The 22,058-nt window shown below is 57.2% G+C and carries 17 protein-coding genes; 11 read left to right on the top strand and 6 right to left on the bottom strand.

Going from position 1 to position 22,058, the window contains the following annotated elements:
- Window positions 1-32: 32 nt before the first annotated feature.
- The 11 genes from ACI0FJ_RS19690 to ACI0FJ_RS19640 all read left to right on the top strand — a co-directional run bounded on the left by ACI0FJ_RS19690 (window position 33) and on the right by ACI0FJ_RS19640 (window position 16,136).
- Entirely contained in the window at window positions 33-1,346 is a 1,314-nt protein-coding gene (locus ACI0FJ_RS19690) for a nucleotide sugar dehydrogenase (protein ID WP_424306294.1), read from the top strand.
- Window positions 1,347-1,370: 24 nt separating this feature from the next.
- Window positions 1,371-2,114 carry a futalosine hydrolase gene (gene mqnB, locus ACI0FJ_RS19685; RefSeq protein ID WP_424306292.1) on the top strand — a complete coding sequence of 248 codons (744 nt, stop codon included), beginning with the start codon at window positions 1,371-1,373 and terminating at the stop codon, window positions 2,112-2,114.
- 77 nt (window positions 2,115-2,191) lie between these two features.
- Window positions 2,192-3,160 (top strand): polyprenyl synthetase family protein, encoded by a 969-nt coding sequence (locus tag ACI0FJ_RS19680; protein WP_424306290.1) that lies wholly within the window; start codon window positions 2,192-2,194, stop codon window positions 3,158-3,160.
- Between the two features lie 60 nt (window positions 3,161-3,220).
- The gene (locus ACI0FJ_RS19675) at window positions 3,221-5,701 is read left to right on the top strand and encodes an HDOD domain-containing protein (protein ID WP_424306288.1); all 2,481 of its coding nucleotides are present in this window, start codon (window positions 3,221-3,223) and stop codon (window positions 5,699-5,701) included.
- A gap of 72 nt (window positions 5,702-5,773) precedes the next feature.
- Window positions 5,774-8,764: an AIR synthase-related protein gene (locus ACI0FJ_RS19670; protein ID WP_424306286.1), complete on the top strand. Its 2,991-nt coding sequence runs from the start codon at window positions 5,774-5,776 to the stop codon at window positions 8,762-8,764.
- A gap of 296 nt (window positions 8,765-9,060) precedes the next feature.
- Window positions 9,061-9,537 (top strand): cytochrome c family protein, encoded by a 477-nt coding sequence (locus ACI0FJ_RS19665; protein ID WP_424306284.1) that lies wholly within the window; start codon window positions 9,061-9,063, stop codon window positions 9,535-9,537.
- A 9-nt stretch (window positions 9,538-9,546) separates the two neighbouring features.
- Entirely contained in the window at window positions 9,547-11,568 is a 2,022-nt protein-coding gene (locus ACI0FJ_RS19660; protein WP_424306282.1) for a methyl-accepting chemotaxis protein, read from the top strand.
- A 210-nt stretch (window positions 11,569-11,778) separates the two neighbouring features.
- A complete protein-coding gene (locus tag ACI0FJ_RS19655) occupies window positions 11,779-13,803 on the top strand; it encodes a cation:proton antiporter (protein WP_424306280.1) in 2,025 nt (674 codons plus the stop codon).
- Window positions 13,804-13,961: 158 nt separating this feature from the next.
- On the top strand, window positions 13,962-14,342 hold the full coding sequence (locus ACI0FJ_RS19650; protein WP_424306278.1) for a desulfoferrodoxin: 381 nt from the start codon (window positions 13,962-13,964) through the stop codon (window positions 14,340-14,342).
- 82 nt (window positions 14,343-14,424) lie between these two features.
- Window positions 14,425-14,583, top strand: a complete 159-nt coding sequence (gene rd, locus ACI0FJ_RS19645) for a rubredoxin (RefSeq protein WP_424306276.1) — start codon at window positions 14,425-14,427, stop codon at window positions 14,581-14,583.
- 335 nt (window positions 14,584-14,918) lie between these two features.
- On the top strand, window positions 14,919-16,136 hold the full coding sequence (locus ACI0FJ_RS19640; protein ID WP_424306274.1) for an FprA family A-type flavoprotein: 1,218 nt from the start codon (window positions 14,919-14,921) through the stop codon (window positions 16,134-16,136).
- A 104-nt stretch (window positions 16,137-16,240) separates the two neighbouring features.
- Here the strand turns inward: ACI0FJ_RS19640 and ACI0FJ_RS19635 are convergent, their stop codons facing one another.
- From ACI0FJ_RS19635 to ACI0FJ_RS19610, 6 genes are all read right to left on the bottom strand, one after another.
- A complete protein-coding gene (locus ACI0FJ_RS19635) occupies window positions 16,241-16,927 on the bottom strand; it encodes a GntR family transcriptional regulator (protein WP_424306272.1) in 687 nt (228 codons plus the stop codon).
- Entirely contained in the window at window positions 16,924-18,213 is a 1,290-nt protein-coding gene (gene hutI / locus ACI0FJ_RS19630; protein WP_424306270.1) for an imidazolonepropionase, read from the bottom strand. Before hutI ends, ACI0FJ_RS19635 begins: the two co-directional genes overlap by 4 nt.
- Before the next feature lie 78 nt (window positions 18,214-18,291).
- Window positions 18,292-18,975: an AroM family protein gene (locus tag ACI0FJ_RS19625; protein ID WP_424306268.1), complete on the bottom strand. Its 684-nt coding sequence runs from the start codon at window positions 18,973-18,975 to the stop codon at window positions 18,292-18,294.
- Between the two features lie 223 nt (window positions 18,976-19,198).
- Window positions 19,199-20,047, bottom strand: a complete 849-nt coding sequence (locus ACI0FJ_RS19620; RefSeq protein ID WP_424306266.1) for an ABC transporter substrate-binding protein — start codon at window positions 20,045-20,047, stop codon at window positions 19,199-19,201.
- Between the two features lie 183 nt (window positions 20,048-20,230).
- On the bottom strand, window positions 20,231-21,001 hold the full coding sequence (locus tag ACI0FJ_RS19615) for an amino acid ABC transporter ATP-binding protein (RefSeq protein WP_424306264.1): 771 nt from the start codon (window positions 20,999-21,001) through the stop codon (window positions 20,231-20,233).
- Between the two features lie 2 nt (window positions 21,002-21,003).
- The gene (locus tag ACI0FJ_RS19610; RefSeq protein WP_424306262.1) at window positions 21,004-21,882 is read right to left on the bottom strand and encodes an amino acid ABC transporter permease; all 879 of its coding nucleotides are present in this window, start codon (window positions 21,880-21,882) and stop codon (window positions 21,004-21,006) included.
- Window positions 21,883-22,058: the final 176 nt, after the last annotated feature.

Raw genomic sequence — 22,058 nt, 5'->3', positions numbered from 1 at the left:
TTTTTACAAACGCCGATGCAAAGGACACACGAATGATAACTTACGAAAATCTGAAAAACGGCCATTCCTCCATTGCCGTTGTGGGCCTGGGGTATGTAGGACTCCCGCTGGCAGTGGCCCTTTCCCGCCATTTCAACGTTGTCGGCTTCGACATTTCCGAGCGCCGCATCGCCGAACTGATGAAGGGAGAGGACCTTACCCGGGAAGTCACCTCGCACGAGCTGAAACAGGCCGATATTCAATATACTTCCGATCCGACCCGGCTGAGCGACTGCGGTCTGGTCATCGTGGCTGTTCCCACACCCATCGATCAACACCGCCGCCCCAACCTCAACCCGGTTATTTCCGCCTCCACGACCGTGGGCAAGAACCTGGCGTCCGGCGCAGTGGTCGTCTACGAATCCACCGTGTATCCGGGGCTGACCGAAGACATCTGCATTCCCCTGCTGGAAGCCCATTCCGGCATGCGTAACAGGGTCGATTTTTTTGTGGGGTATTCTCCGGAACGCATCAACCCCGGCGACAAGGAACACACGCTCGAAACCATCGTCAAAGTCGTTTCCGGCCAGACTCCCGAAACGCTCGACCTCGTCGCCTCCGTCTACGCCACCGTGGTCAAGGCGGGTGTGCACCGCGCCTCCAGCATTGCCGTGGCCGAAGCTGCCAAGGTTATTGAAAATACCCAGCGCGACCTCAACATCGCCCTGATGAACGAACTCTCCATGATCTTCGACCATCTGGGCATCGACACGCTGGAAGTTCTGGAAGCCGCCGGAACCAAATGGAATTTTCTCAAGTTCAGCCCCGGCTTGGTGGGCGGCCATTGCATAGGCGTGGACCCCTACTACCTGACCTACAAGGCCGAGGAAATCGGCCACCATCCCCAGGTCATCCTGGCGGGCAGGCGCATAAACGACTATGTGGGCAAATATGTGGCTGAAACCTGCATCAAGATGCTTGCCAAGCAGGACTGCATGATCCGCTCGGCGCGCATCGGCGTGCTGGGGCTTACCTTCAAGGAAAACGTGCCGGACCTCCGCAACACGCGGGTTATCGACATCATCCACGAGCTGAACGAATACTGCTCCGAAGTTCTGGTGCACGATCCCATGGCCCTGCCCGACGAGGCGGAGTCGGAACTCGACCTGATGCTTTCGGATATTGACGACATGAACAACCTGGATGCCCTCATCCTTGCCGTGCCGCACTCGCAGTACAAAAGCATGTCCATCCAACGCATCAGCGCCATGTTCAAGAAGGGCGTCACCCCCATGCTGCTGGACGTCAAGGGAATGTTCGACCCGGCGGAAATGAAGGAACTGGGTTACAACTACTGGCGTCTGTAGGCGCCGGACAACGCGGGACTGTCCATGATTGTTCTGGTTTGCGCCACCCCCATGGAACTGAAGCCGGTCCTGGGGAAAGGACAAACCGCAAATGCCGTTCCCGGCCAGCCCTTTCCCGCCAGGCTGCCGGAAAGTTTGACCGGCGTTCCCAAGGGGCGCCGGGATGTTTTGGCCCTGGTAACGGGGGTGGGCCCCGTAAACGCGGCTTTGGCCGCAGGGCGCACGCTGGCGGGACATGAAATTTCCGGTATGGTGAATATCGGCGTGGCAGGGACCTATGACGAAAAAGCCCTGCCCATGCTGGCTACGGCAGTTGCCACGGCGGAATGCTGGCCCGACTTCGGTCTGGCAACGGAAACGGGCATCGACCCCAAAGGCATAGGACTGTCCTTGGGACGGGTGGATAATGTCCCTGTTTTCGACCGGCTGGAACTCGATCCGGACAAGGCTGCCCGTACCATGCGCCTGACTCTGCCCGAAACATGGCGGCGGGGCGACTCGGTAACGGTGGGCGCTGCCAGCGGCACACCAGCGCATGCGCAGGCATTGCGCACACGCTACGGGGCCTGCACGGAAAACATGGAAGGTTTTGCCCTGGCCTGGGCTTGTACCTTGGCAGGGATTCCTTTTTTGGAGATACGCACGGTTTCCAACCTGGTGGGTTCCAGGGAACCGGGCCATTGGAAAGTTGGCCAGGCCGTTGCGGAACTGGCAAATGTGGTCGCTCAACTTTTTTCAGTCACGGATATGATGGACCAAAAGGCATGACGGATGCCTTCATCCGTTATGGCAGGTACGACGCAACCTCTTCTTGCTCCCGGGGCAAGTGAACCAAGGATGACAACATGACCGACATGGCACAGTACCTGGGGCAGGAACTCCCCAAGATAAACGCTTACATAGACGGACAGGTCGCCCAGCTCGACGAAATGGTCCGTCCGGTAGCCGCCCATGTGCTGGCTGCCGGTGGCAAGCGCTTTCGCCCCTTCCTGACCATTCTGACGGCGCGTGCCCTGGGATATGCGGATGACGACATCTATCCGCTGGCCTGTTCTCTGGAATTTCTTCACTCCGCCACCCTGCTGCACGACGACATTCTGGACAGTGCCGAACTGCGCCGCGGCAAAAAAGCGGCCCATATCATCTACTCCAAGGCACATACCATTCTGGCCGGAGACGTACTTCTGGGCCTGGCCAACCTGCTCGTCGCCCAATACGACATTCCCTCCCTTGTCAGCACCCTTTCCGAAGCGGTGATGCGCACCTGCGTGGGAGAAATCAAGGAAATAGCGAAAACCCGCAGTCCCAAGCTGGACTTTGACGGCTACCTGGAAATAATCACCGGGAAAACCGCATATCTCATCCAGGCGGCCAGCCATTGCGGCGCCATCCTGTCCGGAGCTGATGAGGAACTTGTGGAAGCGGCCGCAGCCTTTGGCCTGAACCAGGGCATCGCCTTCCAGCTTGTGGACGACGCCATTGATTACGAATCCTCCGAGGACACAGCCGGCAAGCCCGTTGGCAAGGACCTGCGCGAAGGCAAGCTGACCCTGCCCCTGCTTCTCTATCTGGAGACGCTCGGTCCGCAGGAACGCAAGGATTTCGACGAAAAATTTTCCAGCGACACGCTGACGGATGAACAGATAAATGCTATCATAGCCACTATTCAGGAGAGCAACCTGGCGGGAGCCACACGGAATAAAGCTGCCGAATACGTGGAAAAAGCGCGTCAGGCTTTGGACAAGTTTCCTGCCAGCATGGAAAAGGACATCTTGCAGCTCTCCTTGCCGTACGTTCTGGCACGGAAAAAATAACAGGCCGCTGGACTCACCGCCTCCGGCCAAGCAAGGAGCCACGACGGGGTCGCAGCACTTATGATCAATCCCACGCTTGCCAGCCTCAAGGTCAATCTGCACAACACCTTCCCGCCGGTAATGTACCGCCTGCTCAGCGAAGCGGTAAAAGACCAGCCGGACTTTCCAACCATTGCAGAGACCATCGGCATGGACCCGGCTCTGGCCGCTTCCGTGCTCAACCTGGTAAATTCCCCTTTCTACGGTCTGAGCCAAAAGGTCGTTGCCCTGCGCCGGGCCGCCGTGGTGCTTGGCGTGCAGGAAATTCTCAAGCTCGCCCTGAGCGTCTCCTTCCACCAGAATGCAGGCAAGGAAGGGGTGCAGAACGAACGCTCCTACTCCAACTGGCGCATGCTCGTCTGGGCCTCGGTAGCCACCGAACTCATTGCGGAAACCCACTGTCCCAGTGAAGCAAGCCGACTGTACCTCTGCGCCCTGCTCAAAGATCTTTCCCTCATTGTGCTCCAAAAAACCTGCCCCGAACAATTCAACTCCATGGCACAGCCCCCGCTGTTGTGCCCCATTCCCGGACAACTCAGGGCCGAGGAAAAAATGTTCGGAGTGGACCATGCCGAGCTCAGCATGGAACTTCTCAACGAACTTGGCCTGATGGGGCTGGGTTGTGACTGCGTGCCCCACCATCATGACATAGAGGGAATCATAAACCACCCTCCTGCTACCCAATGTCTGATCCTGGCCACGCGTTGGAGCGAAGTGGAACTGGGCTGCTCGCGAGATCCGCAACAGATTCTTCATTTCGAGGCCATCTGCCGCCGTATCATGAACCTGGATCAGGACGCCATGGACGAACTGCGCTCCAACATCGTCATGCGTTTTTCCAGCATGCTTTCAACCCTCGGCATTGCAGAAGCTCCGCAGGACTCGCATTACTACCGCCACTCGCTGTATGAAATCCAACGGGCAAACTTTCTGGCCTCGGAAATTTCCAACCCCGCGGGCGGGTTGCCCAGCATCAGCGGCCTCCTGCACCGCATCCTCTCCATGACCTTCAGCCTCATGGATTGGGAACTCGCCCTGCTGGGCCCGGACAAACAGCTTTGGTACATCTTTTCCTGCACGGATGGAGAACTTTCCGACCAGTTTCAAAAAAGCTCCGCCTCTGATGAAATTGCCTGGCAGCACAAAGGGGAAGAAATCCTCATCCAGGCATCGGGCGAAACGTACGGCAAGCTGAATATCATTTCCAAGCCTGAAAATTATTCTCCTTCCGGCCTCTGCCTGCAGCTCAAATTCGTGGCCCATGCCCTGGAAAACTATCTGCTGCGCCGGGCACAGCTGGAAACCAAGGCATCCACCCTGGACCAGCTGCCCATTGGCGTCGCCCGTCTGGACCCCCAGGGCAAGATTCAGGATGCCAACGCCCAATACATCAAATACTTCAGGCTTCCGCCCAACTACAAAGGCACTTCGCTGGAATTGGCAGTCAGCCGGGTGACGGAAGAAAATTCGCCGGGGACGTTGCGAAGTTTTCTGGCCGGAAATCAAAAAAACGTCAGCCGGATATTCTGCATCAAGGACAAGGAAGGAGCAGACCAGCTCCTGTACGCCTCCCTGCACCGATCAGATGGCTCGAGCGATACGATACTGAGCCTGACCGAGGATCTCAGCGATGTTTCCTCCTTGGAAGTCCAATCAATCAAACAACTTGGTTTTCTCAATGCGCTGGTTTCCTCCATGCGGGATATCGTCCTGACTCTGGACGAAACCGGCAGGATAACCTATGCCTCACCCAACGCCCCGCAGATTTTGCTGGGCAAAAACCTGTTCGACGTAGCCAGGTCCACGTCTAAGGCCGCCCCACTGCCAGGAAAAGGACACCTGGCCGAAATGTCCGGGCCATACGAGGTCAAAATAGATCTTCCAGACAAGCAGATACCTCTGGAGCTGATCTTCTCGCCCATGCAGGCCAAGGACCAAAAAAGCAACTACCTTATGGTGGGGCGCGATCTGACCACAATTCGCCGCCTGGAAGAAGAACTGAGGCGCAAGGCCGTTTACGACGGACTCACCGGCCTGCTCAACCATTCGCAATTCCAGACATTGCTGGAGCGGGAACTCAGGCGTGCCGAGCGAACCGGAAAGCGCGTGGGACTTATTTTTCTGGATCTCGACGGATTCAAGGCCATCAACGACACCCAGGGCCACCTGGCCGGAGACGCGGTGTTGCGAAAGGTGGGACGCATTTTGCGCGGTGCCTGCCGCAAAGGAAGCATGGACTTCCCCTGCCGTTACGGTGGGGATGAATTCGCCGTTATCTACACGGAAGTGGATGAACACCTTCTGGAAACAGCATTTGCCAGAATCCGAAAAGGGTTCGAAGCTGAACTTTCCGGAAAAGTCGGTTTCAGTGCCGGTCTGGCGCTGGCCGAGATAGGGGAAACAACAACGGACCTTCTTCATAGAACCGACAAGGCGACGTACAGGGCCAAAGAAGCAGAAGGCACTCAGTTTCGCTGGGCCGACTGCCAGGACAGGAAATAGCAAGGAACTGCCCCGGATATCTGTACCCGCTTTGCCATATTTCAGCCAACATCACATGAGGAGAATTTCATAATGCTGCGCCGCATACACGTAGGCCTCAAACCCAATGTTGCCGATACCCAGGGCAACAGCACTGCCCGGCAGATACGGGAAGCCCTTGGCATTGAATTGGAGGGAGTATCCCAGATCAAGGTTTACACTGTTTCCGGTCTGGACGAAGCCGAACTGCAGACTGTGCTGGAAGCAGATGCCCTGCACGACCCGGTGCTGCATAACGCTTCCTTCGAGCCCATGGCCAAAGATTTCGACTGGCTCATCGAGGTGGGATTCCGCCCCGGGGTGACCGACAACGAAGGACGCACCGCACAGGGCATACTCCGCTCCGTGCTCGGCAAAAAACAGGGCTCGGCCGAAGAACTCGTGGTCTTCACCTCCACCCAGTTCCTGCTGCGTGGCGACCTGCCCCGCGAAACTGTCGAACATATCGCCCGCGACCTGCTGGCCAACGAACTCATCCAGCGCTACGACATCCGCAGCCGTGAGGAAGGTGCCGACCTGCCCGCTTTTGCCGCACAGGTAACGGGCGCGGCAGTTACGGAAGTGGCCCGCATCGACCTGGAAGCCATGTCCGACAAGGAGCTGGAAGATTTCAGCCGGGCCAATACCCTGGCGCTTTCCCTGGAAGAAATGCACGCCATCCGCGCCTACTACGCAGATCCCGAAGTTCGGGCGGCGCGTGAGGCCGACGGCATAGGCGCACTGCCCACGGACGCGGAAGTCGAAGCCCTGGCACAGACATGGTCGGAACACTGCAAGCACAAGATTTTTTCCGCGCACATCGATTACACCAACAAGGAAAACGGCAAGCAGGTTTCCATCAACAGCCTGTTCAAGACGTTTATCGCCGGGTCCACGAAAATCATCCGCGCCGCCAAGGGCGACAAGGACCTCTGCCTGTCCGTGTTTGTGGACAACGCCGGCGTGTTCCGCTTTACCGATGACGTGGCCGCCTGCGTCAAGATGGAAACGCACAACAGCCCCTCGGCTCTGGACCCCTACGGCGGAGCCCTCACCGGCATCGTGGGCGTCAACCGCGACCCCATGGGCACGGGCATGGGCGCGAACCTGCTGTGCAACACCGATGTTTTCTGTTTCGCCTCTCCTTTTCACGAAGGCGAACTGCCTCCCCGCCTGCTGCACCCCCGCCGCGTCCTTGAAGGCGTGCGTGAAGGCGTGGAACACGGCGGCAACAAATCGGGCATTCCCACAGTCAACGGTTCCATCGTCTTTGACGAACGCTACCTGGGCAAACCCCTGGTGTACTGCGGAACCATCGGCACCATGCCCATTACCCTGAACGGACGTGCCAACTACGAGAAGTACGCCCAAGCGGGCGACGCCGTCGTTATGGCTGGCGGACGCATCGGCAAGGACGGCATCCACGGCGCGACCTTCTCTTCCGAAGAACTGCACGAAGGATCGCCCGCCACTGCGGTACAGATTGGCGACCCCATCACCCAGCGCAAAATGTACGACTTTCTCATGCGCGCCAGAAACGCGGGACTGTACAGCGCCATTACGGACAACGGCGCTGGCGGCCTGTCCTCCTCCGTGGGCGAAATGGCGGAAGCCACGGGCGGCTGCACCATCGACCTTTCCAAGGCACCCCTCAAATACGACGGCCTGCGCCCCTGGGAGATCCTTCTTTCCGAAGCCCAGGAACGCATGAGCATGGCCGTGCCCCAGGACAAGCTGGAAGAATTCCTGGCCATGGGCCGGGAAATGGACGTGGAAGTTTCCGTGCTGGGCGAATTTACAGACAGCGGCATGTTCCACGTGCACTACGACGGACAGCCCGTTGTCTGCCTGGATATGGAGTTTCTGCACAATGGTGTGCCCCAGATGAGCCTGGAAGCCGTATGGGAACGTCCCGAGAACGGCCCGGCCATCAAGGATGCCCTTCCCGCCGACACACCGGACCACGGCAGCCTGCTCAAGCAGATGCTGGGCCGCCTGAACATTTGCAGCAAGGAATATGTGGTACGTCAGTACGACCACGAGGTGCAGGGCGGCAGCGTCATCAAGCCCATGGTCGGCGTACGCCGCGACGGCCCTTCCAACGGCGGCGTCATCCGCCCGGTGCTGGACAGCGAACTCGGGCTGGCCGTCACCCACGGCATCTGCCCCAAATTCAGCGATTTCGACACCTACTGGATGATGGCCAACGCCGTTGACGAAGCCGTGCGCAACGCGGTTTCAGTAGGTGCGGACCCGGAACGCATGGTCGGCGTGGACAACTTCTGCTGGTGCGACCCGGTGCAGAGCGAAAAGAACCCGGACGGCAAGTACAAGCTGGCCCAGCTGGTGCGCGCCAACCAGGCATTGGCCCACTACTGCACAGCCTATGGCGTGCCCTGCATTTCCGGCAAGGACTCCATGAAGAACGATTACACCGGCGGCGGCAAGAAAATCTCCATTCCGCCCACGGTGCTCTTCTCCGTGGCGGGCATCGTGCCCGACATCAATACCTGCGCCACGTCGGACCTCAAGAATCCGGACGATCTGGTCTACCTGCTGGGGCTCACCCAGGACGAAACCGGCGGTTCGGAAATCGCATCCCAGCTGGGTGCCACCGGAGGCAAGGTGCCCCAGGTGGACGCCCTGGCCAACCTGCGGCGCTACAAGACCATCCATCAGGCCATGCGCCAGGGGCTCATCAACGCCTGCCACGACCTGTCCGACGGCGGCCTGGCTGTTGCCGCGGCGGAAATGGCGCTGGGCGGACGCGTAGGTATGGACCTGGACCTCTCCGCCGTCCCCATGCCGGACACGGAAATCCCCCTGCTTTCGCTGCTGTACGGCGAATCTGCCGGACGTCTTCTGGTGTCGGTTCCCCCGTCCAAACAGGATGCCTTTGAAGGCCTTATGGCAGGCCAGCATTGCGGCCTGCTCGGTCGCGTGCAGACGCACGGCGAACTGCGCATGTCCCTCAACGGCACAATTCTTGTTCAGGAAAACGTGGAAGAGCTGGCCACTGCCTTCAAGGCGACCCTGAACATGTAGTCGCTTCCCGTACAACGCGCCGCCTGGTGTTTTCGCCTGCGCCGCGTTTACAAAAAAAATTAAAAGTCCCGGGCTCTATGGGAAATAGGGTCCGGGACTTTTTTATTGCTTTGGAATAGTTGATATTCTGGTAATTTTTGAACCAATTTTCGATACGCGAACCGAAAAAAACATTCGAAAAAATTCACAAGGCTCTTTGACCTTTAGAGAAAACCAGCGTAATATCTTAGCGAATAAAATTCTACATTTTCTGTGATGTAATAGCACTTTACTTATGACAGTAGGGGAGGCTCCGCATGGCCGTTTTCCGTGTTACGGGCATGGTTGTGGTCTTGGGCACGTTCCTTCTTTTCGTTTCGGGTGGGCATAGTAGTGGAGCGGAAGAAAGATCCTATGTGGGCAATAAGGCGTGCGCCGAATGCCACGAAGCGGAATACAAAAACTACTCCAAGTTTTCCAAAAAAGCGACGTCTTCAAAAAGCGTTCTTGCCATGGCTTCCGACCTGACCAAAGATGAATTGGCCGGGTGTTATGGCTGCCATGCAACAGGCTACGGGCAACCGGGCGGCTTTGTCAGCTTTGAGCAAACTCCCGAGATGGGCAATGCCGGATGCGAAGTCTGCCACGGCCCCGGTTCCGCGCATGTGGAATCCGGGGGAGACCCCGAACTTATCAAGGGAACGCTTACCATGCAGGATTGCGAAACCTGTCATAACGCATCACGCGTTGCGTCCTTCAACTTCAAGCCATTGCTTTATGGCGGAGCGCACTAGGAGATGTCGATGAATTTCATCCGTCGCTCACTGGGAGCCAAGGTACTTGTCCTTACTTCCTTGCTCACAATCATCGCCTTTACCGGCCTTTTTCTGGCCAACTCCTATTGGCAACGCGATGCCATGGTTCACGAGGTGCAGCTTTCGGCGGAACGGACCGTTGAAATGCTCCAGATGGCTATTGAAGAACCCATGAGCATAGGCAACAACGAAGCCACAATCGCCCAGTTCGAAAAACTCGCCTCGCAATTCGAGGGCATACAGGTCTACCTGACCAACTGGAGCGGCAACATCACCTATGCCACCCAAAAGGACGACCTGCGCAAGGACATGAAAGACATTGCCAGCGAACGGGTGGGCAAACTCATGGACCAAAGCCTGGCCGAAGAAACCGAGGCGGGCGGCATCATGGATCTGCAGGGCAGGCCGTACTATGTCCAGGTCAAATCCATTCCCAACGCGCCCACCTGCCACCACTGTCACGGAGCCAGCAAGCCCATCCTCGGCTCCATGATCGCACTCAATGACATTTCACCGGAAATGACCACCCTGCGCAATTCCCAGATTAAAAGCGCCATCATTTCCTTTGTAAGCCTCGTCGTTCTCCTTACCTGTCTGCTGCTCTTCATGCGCGTTGCCGTGGTCAAGCGCATCCGCACCATTGCCAACCGCACAGAGGAAGTCAGCAAGGGCGATCTGGACACCGACTTCAATGTCGGCGGGCAGGACGAAATGGCCGACCTGAGCCGCTACCTCACCGACATGGTCCATCAGATAAAGGACCAGCTGGAGTACAACCGCGGGGTTCTCAGCGGTATCATCATTCCCATGTTCGTCACGGACAAGGAAGGCAGGCTCGACTTCGTCAACGGACCGCTTACGGATATCCTGGGACGCAGTGCGGACGAATGCGTGGGCAAGACCGCGCGCGAGATTTTCTACAGCAACGGTGATCCCAAGGGCGGAGATGCGGCAACCAACCAGGTTCTGAAAACCGGGGACAGCAAAAGCGGCACCATGCGCTACAAGCGCAACGACGGCCGGGACTTCCCCCTGCACTACGAAATATCCCCCCTGCGCGACACCAAGAACAACGTGGTGGGCGCCATTGCCGTTATGATTGACCTGACCCAGGAAGAACAGGACCGCAAACGCATAGAAGCCAACCGGGCCAGCCTGCTGGAAGTCGCCAACGAAGTCACCGACGTGGCCCACAAGCTGACGGACGCGGCGGATGCCTTGGGCGAACGCATGGATGACCTGACCCGGGCCGTGGATTCCACCGCCGACCGGACAGGACAGGTGGCCACGGCCATGGAAGAGATGAACGCCACGGTCATGGAAGTGGCCCGCAACGCGGGGCAGACTGCCACACATTCGGACCAGGCAAGCGCCGTGGCCCGCGACGGCGGCAACGAAGTCCAGATTACGGTAACCACAACCCGCGAGGTGGTGCATACCACGGACTCCCTGGCCGAGACCCTGAACAGCCTGTCCAGCAAGGCCGAGGACATCGGCCAGGTACTCAGTGTCATCAACGACATTGCCGACCAGACCAACCTGCTGGCGCTCAACGCTGCCATCGAAGCAGCCCGGGCCGGAGACGCCGGACGCGGATTTGCTGTTGTTGCCGACGAAGTGCGCAAGCTGGCGGAAAAAACCATGACCGCCACCAAGGAAGTCCACGTGGTGATCTCGGAAATCCAGAACGGAACCAAAGATGCGGTCACCGAAATGGACAAGACGCGGGAGCGGGTCAACAATGCCACCGGAAGCGTGGAAAAAGCCGGCAACATGCTGCACGAAATCGTCTCCCAGTCGGACACCATTGCGGATATGGTACGCAACATTGCCACGGCTGCCGAACAGCAATCGTCCACCAGCGAGGAAATCAACGACAACGTGAGCCAGATCAATGATCTGTCCCAGGAAGTTTCCGCGCAGATCCAACAGGCCAACGAAGCCATCCGAGGCGTGGCCTCCATGGCCCAAAACCTGAGCCGTTTGGTGGAACGTTTCAAAACAGAATAAGATTCCGGGAGCATATGCCGATATCCCCGGAAACCGGGGTTTTCAATCCCCCGTCGGGCAACCTGCGGGGGATTTTTTCATCCCTTCTCCGGAGCGCTTGATAAAATACACGCTGCCCCGTAAATGCATATTTTCCGCAATATTTACCATGCGGTTGCTATTTTCGAAAAGAACAGCCCTGCTGTAGTACAATAACCACAAGGATTCTCAATGGAATTGGCAATTCTCGGTGATATGGCCATCCTGCTGGCCCTGGCAGTAGCCGTCACCAGCATTTTTCACACGCTGCGCCTCCCTGTCATTGTGGGCTATCTTCTTACCGGCGTGTTGGCCGGGCCGCACGGCCTGCACCTCATTGCCATGGTCCATCAGGTCGAGACCATGGCCGAAGTGGGTGTGGTACTGCTCATGTTCACCATTGGCGCGGACCTCTCCTTCGGGGAGCTGATGCGGCTGAAAAAACCGGTATTTCTTGGCGGCATGCTCCAGGTGGGACTGTGCATAGGAATATTCGGGCTGATGGCCGCAATGCTTTTCAGCAATCCCAGCCAGGCTGTCTTTGTGGGCTGCCTTATTGCCCTGTCCTCCACCGCCATCGTACTCAAGCTTCTGAACCAGCGGGCAGAGCTGGAAAGTCCGCACGGACGCATGGCCCTTTCGTTCCTGATTTTCCAGGACCTGGCCATCGTGCCCATGATTCTCATCACGCCGTTTCTGGCCGGAACCCAACCCACCTCGGGCATGGCCCTGCTTGTTCCGCTCCTCAAGGCCGCCGGACTGGTGGGCGCGCTTTTTCTGCTCTCGCGCCGGGTCATTCCGGCCGTTCTCGGCTTCGTGGTCCGCACCCGCAGCCGGGAAATGCTCCTGCTGACCACGCTGGGCCTGTGTCTGGGCATTGCCTACTTCAGCTGGATGCTGGGACTTTCCCTTTCCCTTGGCGCATTCATGGCCGGACTCATCATGTCCGAATCCAAATACAGTCTGAGCGCCCTGGAAGGCATCCTTCCCCTGCGCGACGTGTTCATAAGCCTGTTCTTCATCTCCATGGGCATGTTGCTCAACATAGGTTTTCTGGCACACAACCTGCCCAAGGCGCTGCTGGCCTTTGCGGCCATTCTGCTGGTCAAACCACTGCTCTCCGGCCTTCCGGCCCTGCTTCTCGGCTACCCGGCACGAACAGCCATCATCACCGGCCTGGCTCTGGCCCAGATAGGTGAATTCTCGTTTGTTCTTGCCAAGGAAGGTTTGAACCTGGGCTTGGTGCAGCAGGATGGCTACCAGCTTTTTCTGGCCGCCAGCATTCTCACCATGTGCGTAACTCCGGTTCTGGTCCATCTGGCCCCCAAACTGGCCGACACCATCACGGCATGGCCGTTCATGGCGCGCTTCAACCGGTTGCCCACCTCCACCGACCCCGACGGGGCTGTGAACGAAAAATACGAAAAGGGTCACCATCTCATCATTGTCGGCTTCGGCGTTGGCGGCCGCCATCTGGCCCGCACGGCCCGGCAGGCGGGCATCGACTATGTTATTCTGGAAACCAATCCGGACACCGTACGCGAAGCCGCAGCCGCGGGCGAACCCATCCTGTACGGCGACGCAGCCTACGAAGACGTTCTGCGCCATGTCGGGGCGGAAAAGGCCAGAGCCCTCGTCATTGTCATTTCCGAACCGGCATCGGTGCGGCGCATAACGGACACGGCCCGGTCCATCAATCCCTGCCTGCATATTGTGGCAAGGACCCGATTCCTCAGTGAAATCGGCCCGCTCAAGGAGTTGGGCGCAAATGATATTGTGCCCGAGGAGCTGGAAACCTCGGTGGAAATTTTCGCCCGGGTGCTGGCCAAATACCTGATTCCCCGCCAGGACATAGAGCGCATGGTGGCCGACGTACGCAACCGGGAATACTCCCTGCTTGTGGACGAGGCTGCCGCCCTCGCCCCTCTGCACACCATGCAGGGGCTGGACATTCAGGCCAATATTGCTACCCTTCGAGTTGAAAAGGGAGCTCCACTGGAAGGGAAAACCCTTGGAGAATCCGACCTGCGGAACCAGCATGGGCTGAGTGTGGTAGCTGTAAGCCGGGAAGGAAAAATGATTCCAAATCCTGGTGCCGAGGAAGAGCTCAAAGCGGGCGACATAGCCTATGTCTTCGGGCAGGTTCCCTCCGTAACACAGAAGGCATGGCTATTCCGGGAAGCAAAGAAAGACTCCGAGGCTAAATCTTCTTCTTGACTAGGAAAGAATAATTCCTAATAATAACCCTCATGCATCAACTTTCTTTAAAAGTGCATTGAAGGTTGACCACGAAGCATGTATATAGCGTTTTAAGTTTCTTTTATTTGAACACGTCTGGACCAAAATGAATTGGTCTTTAACAACTGGAGGTTGACATGGCAGAACGTTACGAAGTCTACAAGTGTGAAGAATGTGGCAATATCGTGGAAGTTCTTCATGGCGGAGCAGGTGAACTTGTCTGCTGCGGACAGCCCATGAAACTGATGAAGGAAGGCACCACCGATGCTGCCAAGGAAAAACACGTGCCTGTTATTGAAAAGACTGCAAACGGTTACAAGGTTGCCGTAGGCAGCGTGGCACATCCCATGGAAGAGAAGCACTACATCGAGTGGATTGAACTTATCGCCGACGGCGTTTCCTACAAGAAATTCCTCAAGCCCGGCGATGCACCGGAAGCTGAATTCTGTGTTCAGGCTTCCTCGGTAACTGCTCGTGAATACTGCAATCTCCACGGACATTGGAAGGCCGAGGCCTAGAGCCCAAGGCTTACGACCAGTGGAACTGGGGTTCTTCCCACACCGGAACAACCCGCTCGTAAACAATTATTTGGAGTGAACAATGAAATACGTATGTGATGTATGCGGCTATGTTTACGACCCCGCTGTGGGTGACCCTGACAGCGATATCCCCGCAGGAACCGAATTCGCGGATCTCCCCGAAGATTGGGTATGCCCAGTCTGTGGCGCAGATAAGAGCGAATTCAGCCCTGACGAATAAAAAATCCAAGCGGCGCGGGGGAGGCTACCTTCCCCGCGCCGCTTGCTTTTCCGGCTTGTTCAAAAAAAATGGAGCCATGCCAGGGACGTTTTAAGTCCGGGCAACAGGCTGGGCAAAAGAGAACCAGAGGCATAAGCTCTGCGGACGTGAGGAAAGTTCAAGCCCCACGCGTATTTTTTCGATACGCGGGGATTTGAATTTATTGACGCAACGCAGCTACCGTGCTTTTTTCAGCAGCCTGACATTTTTTTTGAACAGTCCGGGGCCTTCCCCAGGCGGCTTTTTTTTATTACGAAAAACCATTGAGAAAAAAAACACAACCAAAGAGGTAGATAATGCAAGCCGTTGAATTGAAAAAAGGCGTCCACTGGGTCGGAGCCATCGATTGGAACGGAAAGGATTTCCATGGATATTCCCAGGCACAGTACGGCACCACCTACAACGCCTTTGTAATAAAGGACGAGAAAACCACCCTTATCGACACCGTAAAGGCAGACTACAAGGGTGAATTTTTCTGCAACCTGTCCCAGGTGGTGGGCGATCTGGAAAATATCGACTACATCGTTGCCAACCATTTGGAACCAGACCACGCCGGTTGCCTGGTCGAAGCCGTGGAACGCATCAAGCCTGAAAAGATCTTTGTTTCCCCCATGGGCAAGCGATCTCTGGAAACAATCTACCATGCCAAGGACTGGCCTCTGGAGATCTGCAAATCCGGCACTTCTGCCTCCATCGGTTCGCGCACCATGCAGTTTGTGGAAACCCGCATGCTGCATTGGCCCGACAACATGGTCACCTACATTCCCGAAGACAAGCTGCTGATCTGCTCCGACGCTTTTGGACAGAACTGGGCCACCAGCGAACGCTTTGCCGACGAGGTGGAACCCGTACTGCTGGAAAGACTTCTCAAGGAATACTTTGCCAACATTGTTCAGCCTTACTCCCCCGTGGTGCTCAAGACTCTCGACGCCATTGAGGAACTGAAGCTGGATGTGGATATGCTGATGCCCGACCACGGCCTTATCTGGCGTGGCGAAGGCGTCAAATTCGTTCTGGACAAGTACCGTGAATACTCCATGGGTGCTCCCAAACCCAAGGCTCTCATCTTCTACGACACCATGTGGCACTCCACGGAAAACATGGCCTCGGCCATTGCTTCCGGCATCAAATCCGAAGGCATCGAAGTCCGCATCATGCACGTGAAGAAACACCACCATTCCGCCATCATGACCGAACTCATGGATTGCGGTGCGGTGCTTGCGGGTTCGCCCACGCACAACAACGGCATCCTGCCCTACATGGCCTCCACCCTCACCTACATGAAGGGACTGCGCCCGCAGAACAAGGTCGGCGGCGCGTTCGGTTCGTTCGGCTGGTCCGGCGAATGCGTGAAAATCCTTTCCGACTGGCTGGGACAGTTCTGCGACGTGGTCATGGAAAATCCGGTCAAGATCAAAAACGTTCCTGAGCATACCGATTACGAAGAGTGCTACACGTACGGCCAGTCCGTTGCCAAAGCACTCAAGGAAAAAATCGCGGCCTACAAAGGCTAGTTTTTTCTTTCCCTCTCCGTAAAAAAAGCCGCCCCTGCAAATGCACGGGCGGCTTTTCTGTTTTCTGTATCACGTCCTGAAAGAGGACGGTGTGCGTGTGCCGGTTAGCGACGCAACCGCAGGCTGTTCTTTTGCGAGAGTATCTGCTTGATGACAAAATCCTTGCCAATGGGGATATAGTCGTCCACCCATTTCTTGGCACCTTCAACGCACCCGCTGCGTACCATCTCCGTCATATGCCTGTGGTTGGCTATTTCGTTCTGGGTATCGTCCCGGTCGTTTTCAATGCAGGCGATAATGACCTGCAAGGTCTGCATCAGGCTCTCTTCCAGTTCCGCAAGCTTCAGGCTGCCTGTTATTCCAACCAATGCCTTGTGATAATTGATGTGCGCATTGGCAATGGTCACCGGGTCGTCCAGGTTGACCACGGCTTCGTAGGCCACGGTCTTTTCTTCAAGATTGTTCAGCAGCTCTTCCGGCACCGTGGGGATGCATTCGCAGGCCTTGGTTTCCAGAATATGGCGCGTCAGAAAAATATCGTCTATCTCCGCCAGGCTCAACTTGCGGACGGAGACCCCTTTGTTGGGCAGGTGCATGACCAGCTCTTCCGTTGCCAGAATGCGCAGGGCTTCGCGCACCGACCCCCGCGAAACGCCAAGGGAATGGGACAGAGCGACTTCCTTGAGCTGATCGCCGGGCAGAAAAGTCCCGTTGAAAATAGCGCTCCGCAATGTTGCGGCTATCTTCTCGACACCGCTCGCTTCGGTTTTGGACGTCAGGTTGGTCGTCATCGGACTCTCTGGATTCTCTGGCTTTTCTGAACACTCTTGTTTGCATCCCAAATCACCATTCCCCTGGAAATGGCCATGTCCACAAGCGGAGCGCCGATGGCGGTGCCCAGCTGATTGGGATGCTCGCAGTCGAAAATGGTAATGTCGCCGCGCTTGCCCACGTCCAGCGAACCACGGTCGTGATTTTTACCTAAAGCGTATGCGGCGTTGAGTGTGGCCCCCACAATAGCCTGTGCCGGAGTGAACCTGAACCAGGAACAGGCTTCGGCAATGGTCAACGGCAATGACGTGGCCTGAAAAGACGAACAATAATCCGTTGCCACGGCCACAGGCACGTTGTTTTCAATGAAAAGTCTGCCGTTGGCCTTGCGGTCGTCCAGATAGAACTGCTCTGCCACGGGCAACAGCACGGCAACGGTCCGGGCGGCCCCCACGGAATCGATTTCCGAATCCGGCGTGTAGGTCAGATGATCTGCGGAAAGAGCCCCACCCTCCACAGCGGTCCGCCACCCCCGGGAATCGGAAGATGCGTCGGCATGCACCCGCACTGGTAACCCCAAAGCAGCGGAACATTCAATAAGTTCTTTGGCCTGTGCAGCGGAGAAATCTCCATTTTCACACGACAGGTCCTGGGATTCGGCAATGCCCTGCGCCAGCACGGCAGGAAGCATCTCGTCCCGGACCGCCTGCACGAACGCATCGGTGCTGCGGCCGTCCTGCGGGGCAATATGCGCCCCCAAAAAAGTAATCACCACGTCCATGGGAGTCTGCCCGGCGGCCTGCTTCAAAAGTCGCAAAAGGCGCAGCTCGCCTTCCGTGTCCAGACCGTAGCCGGACTTCACCTCCACCGTGGTCACCCCGCCCGCGGCAATCTGCCGGAAAGCCCGCACGGTATTTCGCACAAGTACCTCATCATCGGCCTTGCGCGTGTTCACGATGGTGGACCAGATGCCGCCGCCCTCGGTGCGTATATCCTTTCCGCTGGCTCCCTCGATCCTGCGCACATATTCCCAATGGCGGTTGCCTGCAAAAATGGGATGCGAATGGCACTCCACCAGCCCCGGCAACACGGTCTTGCCCCTGGCGTCCAGCAGGGGAGCGTCGTCTCCGTACTGGGCCAGGATGTCATCCGTGGGGCCCACGGCAGCGATAATCCCGTCGCGGATGACAACCGCGCCGTCGGGTATGATGTTCAGTTCGCCCTGCGTCCTGCCCGCCCGGGGATTGTTGTCGTCGGTAATGCAGGCCAGGCTTGTCGCATGTACAATGGTAAGGTTGCCGCTCATTGAATCCTCATAGATAAACTCGAACTCTCTCCGCAGTGTTTTCCGGCCGAATGTTCAGGCCATCGGCCAAAGCCGTATTCAAACAAGTTCCTGGAGCACGCGGGCCGCAATGCTGGTGGCATTCAGCGTGACGATCCCGGAAATGGCCCGTACCAGACGCCGCTGCTCCTCGGTAAAGCCCATATCGTCCAAAAGAATGTAGTCGGCGCCTATTTCACGCGCCCTGCATGCCGCCTGCACAAGACGCTCGCCGGGATCGTAGGGCGAAGCGGCTGCCACGGACACCCTGGCCACATAGGGGCTCCATTGGGCCGGGGCCTCGTCCATATCCGACTCCGGGCCGATGACGCAGACATGTGCGTGACCAGCCAGGGAAGCCACCACCGACCGGATGAAGACAATGGGCTCGATAAGCTTGGGCACGGCCTGCTTGAGCGCGGAAAATTGCCCGGAACAGAGCAGCACGATGTTGTGGCACTGCATTTCAAGCTCGTGGGCGGCACTGACCAGACGCGGAAGCAGATGCTTTTTGGAAACAAACACTCCCAAACGCCCATTGTCCGACGAGGTGACGCATGTTTCAATGCCCGGCTCTCCCCCTGTCGGGGCAAGTTGCGCAATGGCCGGAATGGACAATCCATCCAACCCGCCCCGCTGCATGAAAAGCACGCCCTCTCCCCAGATTGCGCGGAACGTGGGCTCAATATCCGTTCTGGGGGACTGCCCCAGGGTCAACATTCCAAAAGTAAAATTCTTATTCATAACTCCCCGTGGGGAAACCCCACATTGAGTGATTTTCCGCAGGTTGGTCACATTCCATCCGCCAGCCTGCTCACAACGGTACGAAGGCAATGCCAACGGCCATTCCTCGATCGTGCCGTTGTGGGGAGACTGGGGAAGCCACTCCTGCGGAGAGCGGCTTCCCGAATCTTTTCCCGTGCATCCTCATGCCGCGGCACTGCGGCACAAGAAAGTGCGCCAATGCTTACTCAGCGGCCTTGCCGTTGATCAGCGGACGTTCCAGGGCACCGGATTCGGCCCCCCACTTGGTAAGAACCTTCAGGTAGGTTCCGTCGGCAAAAACTTCCTGCAGAGCGGCGAAGACGGCGTCACGCAGCTGGGCACTGTCCTTGCTGAAGGCGATGCCGTAGGGGTTGGATTCCAGCAGCGGACCAACAGCCACGTAGGCGCCCTTCTGCTGCACATTGGCCCAGCCAAGAGCCTCGGGGCTGAGAGCGGAAGCCTGGGCACGGCCCTGCAGCATCTGCATGCGGGCGGAGGCGGCGGAATCCACGGCCATGATGTTGATGCCGGGCTTGCCCTTGGAAACCAGATTGGCTTTGTTCCACTTCTGCATGGTGGTCAGGTAATCCGTGGAAGCGGAAACAGCCAGGGTCTTGCCGTCGAGGGCTTCCAGGCTGGTGATCTCACCGGCCAGGGCCTTGGTGGTGAAGCACTGTGTGCCGGAGTTGAAATAATCGATGAAGTCCAGCGACTTCCGGCGGGCAGCGCTGTCGGACATGCCGGAGATGACCATGTCCACACGCTTGGTGTTGATGGAGTTGATCAGCTGGTCGAACTTCTGGTCGTCATACTGGATCTTGATGCCCAGCTTCTGGGCGATGGCGTCGGCAAGTTCCACATCAATGCCCACCAGGGTGTCGGAACCGGGGTTCTTGAATTCCATGGGCGGAAAAATGCCGTTGATGCCAATGATGATTTTGCCGCTTTTCTTGATGGAATCGGGCAGCATGTCATGCAGATCGGAGGCAAAAGCCGTCCCTGCGAGACCCAATGTCAGCAAGCACACTACGAGAGCACAGATTTTTTTCATCACAGTCTTCTTCCTTCTCTTACTCTGTTAAAGATTTTCGCATAGTACGGCATCCGGCTGGCTGCAGAACAAGGAAACGCCCCTGCATTTCCCGGTGCATTGCGTCTGCACACGACGTCCTTGATATCCGTATTCGCCTGTATCCATGTTGTGCGTTAAACCGGCAGAGCCGCGGACATCGAATCAGTCGATAGACCCCAAAAAGGCCTTGGTGCGCTCGTGCCGGGGATTATCGAAAACCTCTGCCGGAGTTCCTTCCTCCAGCACGAAGCCGTCATCCATAAAGACGACTTTGTTGGCCACATTCTTGGCAAATTCCATCTCGTGGGTAACGACCACCATGGTCATGCCGCTCTCGGCAAGGTCGCGCATAACGCTGAGCACCTCGCCGACCAGTTCGGGGTCGAGCGCGCTGGTGGGCTCGTCGAACAGCATCAGTTCCGGCTCCATGGCCAGCGAACGGGCAATGGCAACGCGCTGTTGCTGGCCGCCAGAAAGCTGCTTGGGAAACCTGTCCGCCCAATCGCGCAGGCCGACACGGGTCAGAAGGTCCATGGCCAGTTCCCTGGTGGCTTCAGGAGTCTTTTTCCGCACGGTGACCGGTCCTTCCATGATGTTTTCCAGCACCGTCATGTGGGGAAAGAGATTGAAATTCTGAAAAACCATGCCGATTTTCGTGCGCATTCTGCACAGCTCTTTTTCGTTTTGCTCGTACAGCCTGCCGTTGCGTTCGGCCATGCCCACCAGTTCGTTGCCCACATAGATGCGGCCGGCGTTGATCTTTTCCAGATGGTTTATGCAGCGCAGCAACGTGCTCTTTCCCGAGCCGGAAGGGCCGAGCAGACAGAGCACCTCGCCCTTGTCCACCTCAAGGTCTATGCCTTTGAGAATTTCGTGTTCACCATAGGATTTGCGGACATTGGCCACACGAAGCATCGGTTCGGTCCTGGACATGGCTAGGCCCCCGCCTTGTGTTGTTTGGTGAAAAGATTGGCAGTGAAGACGTCGAACAGACTGCGGCGGGAGTTGAAGGAATGTCCGCGGTTGAAATGACGCTCTATGCCCATCTGAAAGAAACTCAGCAAGGTCACGACAATAAGATACCAGCCCGTGGCAACCATGAGCAGCTCCATGACCTTGGCGTTGACAAAGTAAATGAGCTGCGCCTTGTGCAAGAGCTCGGTAAAGGCAATGGCGCTCGCCATGGAGGAGGTCTTCAACAGACCGATGAACTCGTTGCCCACGGGGGGAACGATGACCCGCATGGCCTGCGGCAGAATGATGCGGCGCATGGCGACCAGCCGGGTCATGCCCAGGCTGGTGGCAGCGTCGATCTGCCCCTTGTCCACCGAAAGGATGCCGCTGCGCACGATCTCCGTCATGTACGCGCCTTCGTTGAGGCCGAGGCCGAGAAGCGCGGCCACAAACGGCGTCATCACATCCACCATCCTGTACTGGGCAAAGCCGAGACTGATGGTGGGAAAAATGAGCGCCAGGTTGAACCAGATGAGCAGTTGCAGATACACGGGTGCGCCGCGGAAAAGCCAGATGTACAGGCCGGAGAACCATCGCGTTACCGGATTTTTGGACAAACGCATTATGGCGAAGATGACGCCAAGGACCAGCCCCATGACCATGGAACAGATCGTGATGAGAATGGTGTTGCCCAATCCCTTGATGAGCGCGGGGGAGAAAAAGAACTCGCCCACCACGGGCCAGTCGATCTGCCCTACGACAAATGCGTTTATGATGAGGCCGAGAATGGCAATCAGCACGGCTCCGGAAACCCAGCGCCCGTAATGGCGAAGGGGGATGATCCTGTCGTTGGCTTGCATCAAGATTCCTGATTATTCAAAGTTGGCACATAGTCTCCGGCCCTTTTGCGCTGTAGCTCCGCCCGGAGGAAGTATCGAACAAGTTGCCGACCAGATTGTAGGACGAAAATTGTCCGACAATTTTTGTCGGACAACATTTGCCCCGCAGCCAAGCCCACGTCAAGACAAAATATTTA

It is taken from the genome of Desulfovibrio sp. 7SRBS1 (assembly GCF_049723905.1).
In the GTDB taxonomy this organism is placed as follows: Bacteria; Desulfobacterota; Desulfovibrionia; order Desulfovibrionales; family Desulfovibrionaceae.
Note: the sequence above shows the minus strand (reverse complement) of the source record. Positions and strands in the feature narration are given on the sequence as shown.